Genomic DNA, 13,772 nt, shown 5'->3' on the forward strand with positions numbered 1-13,772 from the left:
GTCAGGCCGCTACGACGCTCGGGTGCGGCTGCGTCTGCACGCAGTTGCAGTGCGTCCGCTCCAGTTCCCGATCGTTCGGGCGCAGGTGCAGATACATCCCGATGATCATCGGCAGGAACACGACCGAGTTGTAGAACAGGTGCAGTTCGACCCGCGGATAGATCAGTTGCAGGACGCTGGTCGGCACCGCCGCGCCGAAGAAGTTGGTGTGCAGCTGCGCCTGCAACAGCAGCAGGAAGTGCTCGATGTGATGCCAGAACTGGATCACCAGGGCGACCGTCCACCAGGTCCGGGCCCGGCCGACGAAGCCGGGGCGGAGCAGGAACAGGCCGACCAACATGACCAGCGCGTACCCGTAGTGCATCCATTCCGAGGTCACCAGCCACGGGAGGAACTGCCCGAGCACGCCGCGGGCCTGGGGACGGGCCCAGCCGAGCACCCAGATCTGGTACGCCTGGACCAGGTGCTCGGCCCAGTGCGCGAGCGTGATCACCAGGAATCCACCGAGCGCTGCCCGGTGATGGGCATGGTTGAGTGTGCGAACCGGTGCGACCGCCATTCGGTTCTCCTGTTCCGTGGGGTTCGACTCACGCGCCGCATCGCCGCAGCACGGGGCCAACGAGAAACGACACTGGTTCTGACCGGCGTTGGCTCTGTCGTACGCGTCTTTCACTACTCGTGGGGCACGACAGCGCCATTGTCACGCCGGGGACGCCCGCCGTTCTTCTCTTCGTGTGCGCTCTGCCGGACACCGATCCGACGGGCTGCGGCGAAGCTGGCCCAGGCGGCCACGTCGACCAGCGTGGCGTCCGCCGGGTGGTGGCGGCGAAAATCCTCGACGACCTCGGGGCCGACCCGGTAGGAGGCGAACGCGGTGAGCAGCGCGAGGCGTGCCGCCGCCCGCTGCGGTGCGGTCAGCGGCTCGATCAGCTCCTCGCACCAGCGGGTGCTGAGGCCGGCGTCCTCCCCGGCCCATCCGTCGAGCCGGGTCAGCACGAGGTTGCGGACCTCGGGGTCGAGCGAGCGCTGCCCGGCGACCTCGAAGACCCGGTAGGAGCGCGCCATCGCGTCCGCGATGCGCGGGCTGCCCGAGGCCCACCTGACGTCCGAGGTCAGCGGCGCGGCGTCGAGCAGGCGGGTGGCTCGGCCGGCGACGTGCTGCCCTCGCAGGGTGGGCCGGAGCACCCGGCCGAGTCCCTGATTGAACCGGCGCCGGGCGCGCGGGCCGAGGCCCTGCGGCAGCAGCGAGTTGGCGAGGAAGACGTTGACCACGCGACTCAGGTAATGGAAGCCCACCACGACCCCGACCAGCTCCGAACACTCCACTTCGGACACGTCAGGCGGCAGCGGTGGGCCGTCGGCACGGTGCGCGCCACGCGCCCATTCCACGACGCGCCGCATACGCAGGTCGGCGATCTCGTCAGGTCGATCCGCGGCGATCGCCTCGGCGTCGCGCTCATCGGAGAGTTCGAAGAGGCCCGCCACGTGCAGATCGGCGCAGTAGGGACAGGTATTGGCCACCGCCACCGATGCCGCGACCGCTTCCTTGACAGCGCGGTCCACCGCACCGGCCGGCAACAGCGGCTCCCGGGTGAGGGTCCAGTAGGCGGCCAGAACATCGTCGGACGGCGAGTGCAACAACGCCGGCGGCACCACGATCTGGAATTCCTCGGCGACCTGGCGATACACCACCGCGACGAGTCCGCGCGCCGTCGCGGCAGGCACGACGGTCAGGAATCTGACGTGCTTCTGAGCGACCGAGGAAGCAACCCGTCTCGCGACCATCAGAACCTCCCGCGTCAGATTCGCCGACTGCTCTCGCTGTCTGCGGGCCCGCCGGTGACCGCACGCCTCGCGCATTGGCGCACCCACTACCGGGCTCGGCCGCCTCCTGCCCCGCGGGGCGACGCCCTCAGGCGGCCGCGCCCACCCGGTCCCGCATCGCGGTACCGGCGTGCTGGGTCTGACTCAGCGCGTACTTGCGCGCGTCGAGCAGGGCGAGCAGCACCGGCGGATCCAGTGCGCTGCTGCGCCGCAGCACCATGTTCGCGCTGACCTTCGAGTCGGCGCGGACCGTCAGCGGGCCGTACGTCGCCACCGACACGGCACGATCGGCCACGTCGGCGCGCTGCTCGGCACCGTCCGGATCGGCCGACACCGACTGGGCCAACAGGTACCAGGAGCCCAGGGGAACCGCGTCGAAGTGGACCCAGCCGGGTTGCTGCAGAACGGCGCACCGCGCCGGGCGTCCTTCCGGGATACGACCGCTGAACAGCCCGACGAAAATAAGCGGATGGTCGTCGTCTTCGGCGAGACGGACCTGGCACGACACCTGGCCGCTCGGCGATCGACCGGAGCGCCACTCGAAGTGCGGGTGGATAGACTGCGTGTAGCCGGCGTGTCGACGGAACGCGGTGGGCGACATACCGACGCTGCGGCTGAACCGCCAACTGAACGTACCGACGCTGTTGTATCCCACGCGGACGCTGATGTCGGCGACGTTCATCGATGTGGTGATGAGCAGGTCTTTCGCCCGCTGCAGGCGCAGCGCCGAGAGGAAGCGGGCCGGCGACACACCGGTCACCCGCCGGAAGATCCGAGTGAAGTGGAATTTGCTGAACATTGCGGCGCGGGCCATGTCATCGACAGTCAACTGTTCGCCCATGCGGTCGTGCATCGCTGCGACCGCGCGCAACACCGCTTGCTCAGAAACGTCTTTCATGACACTCCCCCAGGTGCTGTTCCGCTGAATCATTCAACTCGTGGCAGTCAGATATGTGTGCACCTACCTGACAATTGAATATAAAAGCCGGAACAGTGCGGTCAATTACGCCGATGATCTCTCGACTTATGGCAACACTAACGGACGGCACGTCGGCAATCAACCCTGGGTGAGCGCGCGACGCAATCGTGGAGAAGCAGCGGGTATTGGCGCTACTGGATATGGATAGCGTGTATCACCGGTATATGCACACCCCGTGGCCGGCGCGGTCCAGACCCCTACGGACGACCTCGACCTGCCGGCGCATGGCTGGAATTGATCACCATCGACACTGCTCGGAGTGCACGCGACCGGTCGTGGCGGGTTGGCGGCGACGGAGGCCAACCGGCTTGCCGGCAGGTCGACCGGACCCCCTGCCACCTCCGGTCGCCCTCTGCGACGATACCCGCCGACGACGCCGGCCAGATACGTGATCAGCATGCCGCCGAGGCGTCAGATGCGCGTCTCAGCCAGGGCTTTCATGGCGGACAGTTCTATTTGTGCGGTCAACCACGACAACGCACGTGGCTCGCTGACGCGGTCATCCTCATCCGTTCACCTGCCACTGACGGACGTGATTGGGAGACCAGCCCTGGTTACTAACAGTGTTTCTGCGGTAATTAAGGGTTGCCGAAGTATGTCCGAGTCTCCTAGTCTCCTATCGGACGGCGCAACCATCAGCCACCTCGATTGCGCATCCGGCACCACGCTCGGAAGGAGCCGATCACCCGTGCTTCTCGGTCCACACCAGCCCAGGACAGCCACGACGACCTCCGCCGGCAGCGACGCCGCAACGACCGCGTTATTTCCGCGGCGCAGCCACAGCTAGCACGAGCGGTCGCGATCCACGGGCCTGAAACGTTGATCACGGGGAGCCACGATGCGGATATCTGACTTGAGCCGGCAGTCCGGGGTGCCGGTCGGGACGATCAAGTTCTACCTGCGCGAACGCCTGCTCCCACCCGGTGAACCCACGGGACGCAACCAGGCGCTTTACAATAAGAATCACCTGCGGCGCCTTCGATTGATCAAGATATTTACCTCAATAGGAGAACTTGACCTCACGTCGGTACGACGGCTCCTGATCGCCGCCGAGGAGGAGCACCTGTCGTCGATCGAGCTGTTCGAGGTGCTCAACCAGGTGTCGATGGCGGGCAAGGACACCGCCGCCGAGGAGGACGAGAGCCTCGAGCTCGCCCGTGCCGACGCGAACCGCATCATCGAGGCGTCCGGTTGGGAGGTCAACCCGGAAGCCGCTGCCCGCTCACACCTCACCCTCGCGCTCGCCGCGATGCGGCGCCTGGGCTGCGACTGCGATCCGGACTTTCTCGACGTGTACCGGGAGGCAGCTGACCGGCTCGCCCGGCACGAGGTCGGCCGGATCGCGAACGACCGCACCGCGCGCATCGAGGCCCTCGCGCGCAACGTGCTGCTGCACCAGGCATTCGCGGCGATGCGCCAGCTCGGGCAGCAGCATCACCTGTCCCGCCGATTCGGCCTCGTGCCGGCGAACCAGGGGACGGCCGACGACGGCGACCGCTCCTGACATCCCGGAGCCGGTGCGCCGACGCGCACGGGTCGCCCCGGACAGGGCGTCGGCCCGGCGGGGCGGCGCCGACGCACTGCCCGAAATGGCCGTCTGCCGCAACCCTGAGCCGCTCGCCCGCTGGCCCTCGCCGCAGCGCCTGAGCCGCTCGCCTGCTGGCCACTCGCCGCGAACCCTGAGTCGCTCACCACGGACCAACAACCGCAAGACCTGGGCCCGCTCACCGCGAGCCGTGAGACCTGAGCCGCGAGACCTGAGCCCGCTCACCGCGAACCCTGAGCCGCGGGCCGTGAGACCTGAGCCCGCCCCGCGAACCCGAGCTGCGGGACCTGAGCGCGAGCCGGTCACCGCGAACTGCGAGCGTGCAGGCCACATGATCTTTCGGCGCGGCCGGCCACGGCAGAGCCAGGTGCCGGTGACTGTGCCTGCGCCGCCGGTGAAGCTGACGCGTGAGGGCCGGCCATCTGGCCGGCCCTCAGAACTGGCTACTCAGGCTGGGTCACGCGGGCAGTTCTGGTAGACCGAGAGCACCCAGGCGTCGTCCCGCTTGACGAGGATCCACGAGGCCCGGATGGCGTCTGCGGCGGCCAGCTCGGTGCTCCCGGCCGCGATCACCCCGCCGACGGTCAACAACGCCACCGCACCGGGCCCGAGGGGCTTGACGTCGATCGGCTTGCCGGTGACGGTGGTGCCGGCGTACACGCCCTGGTAGGCGTCGGCCATGTAGTCGCGAATGGCCGTGCGGCCCTTGACGTACACGCCCGGCAGGATGAGCGTGCCGTCCTCGACGAACAGGTCGGCAAAGGCGTCGGCGTCGTGTGCCGCCCAGGCCTTCACCATCCGGGCCGACACCGCGCCGATCGCCGCCTGGTCCGATCCGTCCAGGACCGGAGCCGGTGTGTTGGTGGTCATCTGCTACCCACTTCCGTCGGTCGTCCATTGATGGCAACTGATGACCATCGTGGCCGGATCCGCGCTGTCCTGGCGTCTTCCAGCGTGCGCCGGGTTGGCAGGGCGCAACGTCCGAGAAGTGCCGGCGAACTCGTCCCGCCGGCGATGGATGTTCGGTGACGGCCCGGACCGGTCGCCGGACGCATTCGGGTACGCGCGCGCGGATGCCCACCGACGTGTCGGTGGACATCCGCGAGCTGGTGGACCGGTCAGATGAAGAACGTGTTGGGCTCCAGGCCGCACAGCACCCGGCCGTAGAGCTCCATCGTGGTCGTCGGCAGATGCAGGGCGTGCAGGGTGACCGCGCGGACGTCGCGCCGGATCCGCTGGATCGGCTCCCGGGTGTAGATCGACGACGCGCCACAGGCGCCGGCCAGGATGTCGACCGCCTCGGCGGTCAACTGCGGCACACGCCCGGCCACGGCCCTGGCGTACGCGCGATCGCGGACCGTCCACGGCTCCCGCGTCAGACCGCGCTCGTCGACCAGCGTGGCGAGCCGGCGCGCGTGCCCCTCGGCCTCGTCGATCTTGAGGGCGGCGTCGGCCGCCTGCAGGTGCGTGATCGGCGCGTCCGCCTGGCGCTCGTAGTTGGTGTTGGAGATGGGCCGTTCGTTGATCCGGGCGTAGAACTGCTCCTCGGCAGCACGAGCCATGCCGATCATCTTGCCGGAGGTCGACGCCGCGACCGCCGCGACCAGCGGCGACTGGAACATCGGCAGGTCCCGGTTGCGCTCGGACGCGTACTCGCCGGCGGTGAACGCGGCGATCCGCATGACGTTGGCGCCGGGCACGAAGACATCCTCCGCGACGGCCGTGACGCTGCCGGTGCCGGAGAGCGCGGACACGTGCCAGTCGTCCACGATGCGCAGCGCGCTCATCGGCACCACGGCCATCACCGGCTCGGGCTCGCCGTCGGACGGAATGAGCAGGGTGGAGAGCAGCTTCCACCCGCTGTGCGCGGCGCCACTGTTGAACGCCCACTGACCGTTGACCACGATGCCGCCGTCCTTGGGGACTCCGGTGCCGTTGAGCGCCAGCGTTCCACTGATCCGGGCATCGGGGTCGGCGAAGATCTCGTCCTGCACCTCGTCCGGGAACAGGCCGACGTTCCACGAGGTGATCCACCAGGCGGCGACGTCGAACGCCGCGGCGCCGTCGCCGCGACCCAGCTCGATGCCGACGTCCAGCAGCGTGTGGGCGTCCGCCTCGTACCCGCCGAAGCGCGCCGCGGTACGCATCCGGAAGATTCCGGCAGCCGTCATCGCCTCGACACTCTCGTCGGCGAGCCGGCGGTTCTCCTCCTGCCACAACGAATTCTTCCGGAGCACCGGGACGATGTCGGCCGCCCTCTTCGTCAGATCGGTTCGGTGTGACGTCTCGGTTGTCTGCACGGGGTCTCCTCCTGGTACGGCCCCATCGTGCCCCCGCCGGGAAGCGGATGGCGCAAACGGGCGGCTGCATGAAGCGCTGAAGGTCGTTGCCGGGAATTCAGGAAGTCACGTTAACCCCTGGGCGTCGGCCGGAAAAGGCAAATCAGAGCGTCGTGCGGAACCGCGCATTCTGAAAGAAGATCGGGCTCGACCAGGATCGTAGCTTTACGGTGACCAATTGACCGACGGCATCAAGAATGGTGGGCGAGATGAGTTACTGGTCCGATCGGAAGGTGCTCGTGGTCGGCGCGAGCCGTGGCCTCGGCCGTGGGGTGACCGAGGCGTTCCTGGCGGCTGGCGCGACGGTGACCGCCCTGTCGCGGGACACCGCACCGCTGGCCGCCCTGGCCGACGCGCACGGCACCCTGAGCCTGGTCGACGCGGACGCCACCGACCCGGCCAGCCTCGACGTGCTCCGCCGGAACCCGCCGGACGTCCTCGCCCTGGTGGCCGGCGCCTCACCCGAGCTGCGTCCGCTGACGGAGCAGACCTGGGAGACGTTCTCCACCCCCTGGAACACCGACGTGCGCATCGCGTTCCTCTGGCTGCGGCAGGTGTTGCGGCAGCCCCTGGCGCCCGGCAGCCGGGTCCTCGTGACCAGCAGCGGCGCCGCGCTGAAGGGCTCCGTGCTCAGCGGCGGCTACGCCGGAGGCAAAGCGACCGTACGCTTCCTCGCCGACTACGCGGCCCAGGAGGCCGCACGTGCCGGACTGGACATCACGGTCCACACGGTGCTGCCGCAGCTCACTCCGGAAACCCGCCTCGGCCGGGCGGCGGTCGACGCGTACGCCGAGCGCGCCGGCGTCCCGCCCGAGACGTTCGTCGAGCCCATGCGTCCGGTGCTGACGCCGGAGGCGGCGGGCGCGGCCTTCCTGCGGCTCGGCGGCGACCCGAACCCGCCCGGCACCGTGCATCTGCTGACCAGCGCCGGCCTGACGCGACTGCCCTGAGCCCGCGCAGGGGCTGTTGCGGAGCCACAAGACGTACGCATGGCGGTGGCCACCATCGTGGTGGCCACCGCCATGACGGTCGGCACGGGGCTCAGGCGACCGCGGGGACCGCGGCGGTGAGGTACATCGGCACCCGGTCGTAGCCGTTCATGATGAACGAGCCCTGCGGGGGCAGTTCCTCGCGCGGCACGGCCAGGGTCAGGTCGGGGAAGCGCTCGAAGAGGGCCGGCAGGGCCACCATCGACTGCATCGTGGCCAGCGGCCGCCCCAGGCAGTAGTGCTCGCCGTGCCCGAAGGACAGGTTCGTCTTGTCCGCTCGGGTGATGTCGAAGTCGTTGGCGGTGTCGCCGTGCAGCGCCGGGTCCCGGCCGATCCCGGCGTACGCGATCAGGACCAGGTCGCCCTTGGCGATGTGGACGCCGGCGACGTCGATGTCCTCCTTCGCGTAGCGGAAGGGCAACTGGGCGACGGCGGCGTCCTTGCGGACGGCCTCGTCGAAGGCGTCCATCCAGGTGTACTGCCCGGTGCGGATCAGCTCCAGCTGGTCGCGGTGGGTGCTCAGGTCGATGATGCAGTGGGCCAGCACGTTGCTCAGGGTCTCCGAGCCCGCGCCGAGCAGGACGTGCAGGCTACCGATCAGCTCCTCGTTGGAGAGCGTCTCGCCGTCCTCGTTCGCGGCGATCAGGACGCTGGTGAGATCGTCTCCCGGGTCCTGACGGCGGCGGGCGGCGAGCTTGGACATGGCGTCGTGCCACTGGTCGAGGTTCGCCGCCGCCATCTCACCGGTGTGGTTGGTCAGGCTGTTCTGCTTGGTGCCCTTGAGCGCTTCCTCGCGCACCTCCTCCGGCACGCCGAAGAGGTCGCAGATGAGTGTGGCGGTCAGCGCGTACGTGAACTGGCCCTTGATGTCGACGGTCTCACCCGGTCGCGTGCTGGCCGCCATGTCGTCCAGCAGCCGCCGCACGATCGACTCGACGCGGGGGCGGGCCTTCTCGACCTCGCGCGGCGTGAAGGCGTGCGACACCAGCTTGCGCAGCCGGTCGTGGTCGGCGCCGTCACGAACGGTCAGGTTGTCCATCGCCACCCAGGTGATGAGCTCCCAGTCGTGCGGCACCTCTCCGCGCACGAACGGGGGCCAGTCCTCCTTCGCGTTCTTGGAGAGCTGGTCACCGGCGAGCAGCTTCTTGCCGATGTCGTACGACGTCACGCACCAGGCGTGGTAGCCACCGGGAACCTCGACGAGGGTGACCGGGCCTTCGGCGCGGATCCGGGCAGCCTCGGCATGAATGTCACGTCCCTCGGGATCGAGCATGATCGGGCATTTACCCATCGCGGGCCTCCATGGTTCGGTGCACGGCACCGGGCAGGGATCCGGTGGTGCGAAGAGCGGTATCTGCCGCTGAACCTAATGAACTCCCCAGCTCCATATTTCTTCTCGATTGCCGAGCGTGGAAATCCACTCCGCGTGTGCCTTTATCGCGTCGGAAAAGCAATTCTGAAGAGGTTTTGCGGGGCCGCGGCGGGCATCCTCGACTCGATAACGCGTAAATCCAGAGGAGACGGTCATGGCTCGATTCAAGGTCGGCGTGCTCTTCAAGCCGCAGCACTGCGAGATGGCTCAGCTACGCGAGGGTTGGCGTGCGGCGGACGAGCTCGGTGTGGACACCGTCTGGACCTGGGACCACTTCTATCCGCTCTACGGCGACCCGGACGGCGCGAACTACGAGTGCTGGACCACCCTGGCCGCGCTCGCCGCCGACACCCGGCGCGTCCGGTTCGGCTCGCTCGTGACGTGCAACAGCTACCGCAACCCCAACCTCCTCGCGGCCATGGCGGGCACGGTCGACCATATCAGCGACGGTCGCCTGATCCTGGGCCTGGGCGCCGGTTGGTTCGAGCGGGACTACACCGAGTTCGGCTACCGGTTCGGCGGCGCCGGCGAACGCCTGCGGGCGCTGGAGGACGGCGTGCGGACCGTACGGTCCCGCCTGGCCGCGCTGGCCCCGACGGCAGCACGGGTGCCGCTGCTGATCGGCGGCGGCGGCGAGAAGGTGACCCTGCGCATCGTGGCCCGGTACGCGGACATGTGGAACGACTTCGGTTCGGCCGAGCGCTTCGCCCACAAGAGCGCCGTCCTCGACCGCTGGTGCGCCGAGCAGGGCCGCGACCCCGCCGAGATCGAGCGCACCACGATGATCGAGACGGCGGAGGTGGACGAGGTCGATGCCTACCTCAAGGCCGGCGCCACCCACGTCATCCTCGGCCTGGACACCCCGTTCGACCTCGAACCCCTGGACCGCCTGCTCGCACACGCGAGGGACTGAACCCGTCAGCCGGCCGGTCGGCGCGGGCCAGCGAGGCCCAGATTTTCGTCGCTGCTGTCGATCTACCGCCCACGCGACCCGTCGTAATGTAGAGGCCACCACCGAGGGGGCCGGCACACGACGGGACACGAGACATGGCCAAGTACATGATCCTCATCTACGGCGACGCCCAGCAGTGGGACGCGATGACCGACGAGCAGTGGAAGGCGCACGACGCGGCGCACGAGGCGTTCGTCGCCAAGGCCGGCACGCAGATCATCGACGGCCAGCAGCTGGAGATGGCGCCCACGGCCACCACGCTGCGCTCGGACTCGGTAGGCCAGATCCAGACGACCGACGGCCCGTTCCTGGAGACCAAGGAGGCACTCGGCGGCTACTACCTGATCGAGGCGACCGACCTGGACGAGGTTCTGTCGATGGCGACCCTGCTTCCCGAGGTGCACGCTTCGCACAGCGGTGTGGAGATCCGCCCGGTGGTCGACCACGGCTGACGTGGCCGACCCACGGATGAAAGACGAGGTTGTCGCGGCGGTCGCCCAGGCGCACCGCCGCGACTGGGCCCAGGTGTTCAGCACCACGGCCCACCTGACCCGGGACCTCGACCTCGCCGAGGAGTGCACGCAGGACGCGTTCGCGCAGGCCCTGGAGACCTGGGCGGAGACCGGCGTCCCCGACCGACCGGGCGCCTGGTTGACCACCATCGCGCGCAACCGGGCCCGCGACGTCCTGCGGCGCGAGTCCGTGTTCCGTCGCAAGATGCCGCTGCTCGTCGCCGACGAGACCACACCCGGGCCCGAGGACGGCCTGGTCGACGACCGGCTGCGCCTCATCTTCACCTGCTCGCACCCCGCCCTGGCCCGGGAGGCGCAGGTCGCGCTGACGCTGCGCCTGGTCTGCGGGCTGTCCACCCCCGAGGTGGCCCGCGCGTTCCTGGTACAGCCGGCGACCATGGCGGCCCGCATCACCCGGGCCAAGAAAAAGATCGCCGCGGCCCGCATCCCGTACCGGGTGCCGGGCCCGGACCAGCTCGAGGAACGGGTGAGCGCCGTCCTGGAGGTCGTCCATCTGATCTTCACCACCGGGCACACGGCGCCGCTCGGCGCCCAGTTGGTTCGCCAGGATCTGGTGGACAGCGCGATCAGCCTGGCCCGCATGCTGCATCTGCTCATGCCGACCAACGCCGAGATCAGCGCGCTTCTCGCGCTGCTGCTGCTCAACGCCTCGCGCCAGGACACCCGAATGTCCGCGGACGGGCGCCTGGTGCTGCTGTCCGAGCAGGATCGCTCGCGCTGGGACCGGCAGCTCATCGCGGAGGGCCGGTCGTTGGTGACCGACGCGCTGCGCCGACGGCCGCCGACGCGGTACGCGCTGGAGGCCGCGATAGCCGCCCTGCACGCCGAGGCGGCGAGCTGGCGGGACACCGACTGGGCCCAGATCGTCGCGCTGTACGACGCCCTGTTCCGGCTCTGGCCCTCGCCCGTGGTCGATCTCAACCGGGCCGTCGCGATCGGGCTCCGCGACGGCCCCCGGGCCGGCCTCGACGCGCTGAATCCCCTGCTCGCCGACCCGGCCCTGGCCACGTACGGGTACCTCAGTGCCGCCCGGGCCGACTTCCTGCGCCAACTGGGGCAGTGGTCGCAGGCCCGGACGGCCTACGAGGAGGCGCTGACCCTCACCGACAACGACGTCGAGCGCGCGTTCCTCAGCGAGCGCTTGACCGAAGTGGAGCGGAATCTGTGAGCGCCAGCACCTCGCGGACGGTCTCGTAGAAACCGTCGACGCCGTGGTGGCCGCGGCGGTTCGCGCAGTCCTCGGCGTACTGCTCACTCATGGTCTGGCCACCGCTCTCCAGCATCGCGATCTGGCTCGCGTAGGCGCCGACGGCACGAAGTTTGCGGGCCCACTCGCTGTCACTGATCGCGACGGCCACCGGCTCCGACACGCGCACGCCCGCCGGCAGCGCCGGCATGACGTTGACCTCCGGCCACGCGAGGTAGGGGAAGTCGTCCCAGAGCGTCAGCGGCGAGTTGGTCCTGGCCACCGCGGTGAGAACGGCGTCGCGGGTACGCCGGTGGTCGACGTGATTGCCGACCGCCGCGCACGTGACGACCCGGTCGACGGAGAACTCACCGATCACCCGCTCGATGTCGGCGGCTATGGCGGCGACCAGGTCGTCCTCGTCGTCGGCATGGTGGTCCATCGGGTTCTCGTCGTCGATCACCCAGCCGCCCTGTGCGTTCCTGCGGTAGATCGCGTCGAGGAACGGGCCGCACAGATACGGTGGGTCGACGCCGAGCGTGGCGAGGGCCGCGACGTTCTCGTCGCGTCGCGCCGCCACGGGATCGCCGACGATCGCCCACTGGTCGTGGAAGGTGGTCGCGATCGGCGAGTACGGCGGCGCGGGACTCCCGGCGAACACCGTGTAGACGACGACGTGTTCGCCAGTGTCGGCCAACTGGACGAGGTGGCCGCCGTAGGACAGCACCGCGTCGTCGAGATGCGGCGACACCACCAGGGTTGTCATGCGGCTCTCCCTTCGAAGTGGGTTTCCTGCGAATGTGCGGTCGGCGTCACCGGGTGGGCGTACGAGATCGTCCGGCGGCCGATCCGGCTGGCCTCCGCGAGGACCTGCATTCCCCAGGCGTCCCAGACGCCGGCCAACCGGGAGGTGATGACGACCGTGCCGGCACTGTCGTCACTCAACGGCGTGGACAGCCCGAGGGCGTGGTAGCCGCTGTGGTCCCCCGAACGCACGGCGCGGTCGAGGAGTTCGCGATCGAAGTCGACGAGGGTCGCGCCGGTCACCGACGCGGGCAACTGGCCACCGCACCCGATGATGGTGACCGCCTCGCCGTCGGGCACATCCATGAGGGCGTCGGCTATCTCGGCGGAGACGCTCAGGCCCCGCGCCCGCTGCTGCCAGTCGAGGAGCTCGGCGTACATCGGCTCCCACTGCCAGAACTCGCCCTTCTCCACCAGCACGGCCAGACCCATCTCGACCGCGGGCTCGGGGAACTTGCGCAGGAACAGCCGCATGTTGGCGAACAGCTCGTCGAAATTGGCCTTGTGGTCGCGGTCGTGCGGCGCGACAACCGCCCACGCCTTCGCCGCGAGCTCGATCGTCAGGCCGGCGCGGTGCAGCCGGAATCCCAGCTCCATGTCCTCGCCGCCCCAGCCCTGGAATCGCTCCTCGAAGGCGCCGACCCGGCGGAAGTCGTCCATCCGGATCGAACAGTTTCCGGTCCAGAAGGCCTTCCACGGGATCGACCGTTTCCTCAGGTCCATGCCGCAGCCGACGAAGTAGGGCTGACGCACGTCCTGGAACTCCGGTAGGTGGCGGTAGCGCTCCACCACCATCTCGGGCGGCAACTGCGCGAGGAGTTCGTCCACCCCCACCATCGGCGAATCCGGGTTGTAGCCGTAGCTGGGCCCCACCACGGCCCGCCGCGCCTCGCCGCCCTCGTGGGCGGCCAGGTGCGCGGCGAGGAACTCCGGGCCCACCATCGACCCGGTGTCGAGAATGACCAGCAGCCCGCCGACCGCCATCCGGGCCGCGCCGTTGCGCGCAGACGCGACCCGGAACCCGCGGTCCTCCTGATGGAAGTACTTGATGTGCAACAGGTCTGCGTACGACCGCACGACGTCGGCGGTGTGATCGGTCGACCCGTCATCGCCGACGATCACCTCGAAATCGTCGGTGGGAATCGTCTGCCGGGCGAGCTGCCGAAGGGTCTCCGACAGCAGGTCAGCTGAGTTGTAGGTCGCGATGATGACGGATGCCCGCCGCCGGTGGCCCATGGTTCTCCTTCG

Annotated in this window: 13 protein-coding genes; 5 read left to right on the top strand and 8 right to left on the bottom strand. The window is 69.1% G+C overall.

Going from position 1 to position 13,772, the window contains the following annotated elements; genetic code table 11:
- Window position 1: 1 nt before the first annotated feature.
- From OG505_RS17525 to OG505_RS17535, 3 genes are all read right to left on the bottom strand, one after another.
- Entirely contained in the window at window positions 2-559 is a 558-nt protein-coding gene (locus tag OG505_RS17525; protein ID WP_405425776.1) for a hypothetical protein, read from the bottom strand.
- 113 nt (window positions 560-672) lie between these two features.
- On the bottom strand, window positions 673-1,725 hold the full coding sequence (locus OG505_RS17530) for a carboxymuconolactone decarboxylase family protein (RefSeq protein ID WP_405425778.1): 1,053 nt from the start codon (window positions 1,723-1,725) through the stop codon (window positions 673-675).
- A gap of 187 nt (window positions 1,726-1,912) precedes the next feature.
- Entirely contained in the window at window positions 1,913-2,722 is an 810-nt protein-coding gene (locus OG505_RS17535) for a helix-turn-helix domain-containing protein (RefSeq protein WP_405434554.1), read from the bottom strand.
- 919 nt (window positions 2,723-3,641) lie between these two features.
- Here OG505_RS17535 and OG505_RS17540 point away from each other — a divergent pair.
- Window positions 3,642-4,307 (top strand): MerR family transcriptional regulator, encoded by a 666-nt coding sequence (locus tag OG505_RS17540; protein ID WP_405425780.1) that lies wholly within the window; start codon window positions 3,642-3,644, stop codon window positions 4,305-4,307.
- Between the two features lie 489 nt (window positions 4,308-4,796).
- Here OG505_RS17540 and OG505_RS17545 read toward each other — a convergent pair whose 3' ends face one another.
- Both OG505_RS17545 and OG505_RS17550 read right to left on the bottom strand, forming a co-directional pair.
- On the bottom strand, window positions 4,797-5,219 hold the full coding sequence (locus OG505_RS17545; RefSeq protein WP_405425782.1) for an SgcJ/EcaC family oxidoreductase: 423 nt from the start codon (window positions 5,217-5,219) through the stop codon (window positions 4,797-4,799).
- 248 nt (window positions 5,220-5,467) lie between these two features.
- Window positions 5,468-6,649, bottom strand: a complete 1,182-nt coding sequence (locus OG505_RS17550; RefSeq protein WP_405425784.1) for an acyl-CoA dehydrogenase — start codon at window positions 6,647-6,649, stop codon at window positions 5,468-5,470.
- Between the two features lie 248 nt (window positions 6,650-6,897).
- Here OG505_RS17550 and OG505_RS17555 point away from each other — a divergent pair, with 248 nt between their 5' ends.
- Window positions 6,898-7,638, top strand: a complete 741-nt coding sequence (locus OG505_RS17555; protein WP_405425786.1) for an SDR family NAD(P)-dependent oxidoreductase — start codon at window positions 6,898-6,900, stop codon at window positions 7,636-7,638.
- Between the two features lie 91 nt (window positions 7,639-7,729).
- Here the strand turns inward: OG505_RS17555 and OG505_RS17560 are convergent, their stop codons facing one another.
- Complete coding sequence (locus OG505_RS17560) at window positions 7,730-8,968, bottom strand: cytochrome P450 (protein ID WP_405425787.1); 1,239 nt, start codon at window positions 8,966-8,968, stop codon at window positions 7,730-7,732.
- A 235-nt stretch (window positions 8,969-9,203) separates the two neighbouring features.
- Between OG505_RS17560 and OG505_RS17565 the strand changes: the two genes are divergently transcribed.
- The 3 genes from OG505_RS17565 to OG505_RS17575 all read left to right on the top strand — a co-directional run bounded on the left by OG505_RS17565 (window position 9,204) and on the right by OG505_RS17575 (window position 11,702).
- Complete coding sequence (locus OG505_RS17565) at window positions 9,204-9,962, top strand: LLM class F420-dependent oxidoreductase (protein WP_405425789.1); 759 nt, start codon at window positions 9,204-9,206, stop codon at window positions 9,960-9,962.
- 134 nt (window positions 9,963-10,096) lie between these two features.
- Entirely contained in the window at window positions 10,097-10,453 is a 357-nt protein-coding gene (locus OG505_RS17570) for a YciI family protein (protein WP_405425791.1), read from the top strand.
- Window positions 10,454-10,469: 16 nt separating this feature from the next.
- Window positions 10,470-11,702, top strand: a complete 1,233-nt coding sequence (locus OG505_RS17575; protein WP_405425793.1) for an RNA polymerase sigma factor — start codon at window positions 10,470-10,472, stop codon at window positions 11,700-11,702.
- Here the strand turns inward: OG505_RS17575 and OG505_RS17580 are convergent.
- A complete protein-coding gene (locus tag OG505_RS17580) occupies window positions 11,665-12,486 on the bottom strand; it encodes a PIG-L deacetylase family protein (RefSeq protein ID WP_405425795.1) in 822 nt (273 codons plus the stop codon). The genes OG505_RS17575 and OG505_RS17580 overlap by 38 nt on opposite strands.
- On the bottom strand, window positions 12,483-13,760 hold the full coding sequence (locus OG505_RS17585) for a glycosyltransferase (protein WP_405425796.1): 1,278 nt from the start codon (window positions 13,758-13,760) through the stop codon (window positions 12,483-12,485). Before OG505_RS17585 ends, OG505_RS17580 begins: the two co-directional genes overlap by 4 nt.
- Between the last annotated feature and the right edge of the window lie 12 nt (window positions 13,761-13,772).

Origin of the sequence: Micromonospora sp. NBC_00617, assembly GCF_045161355.1 — a bacterium.
Lineage (GTDB): Bacteria > Actinomycetota > Actinomycetes > Mycobacteriales > Micromonosporaceae > Micromonospora.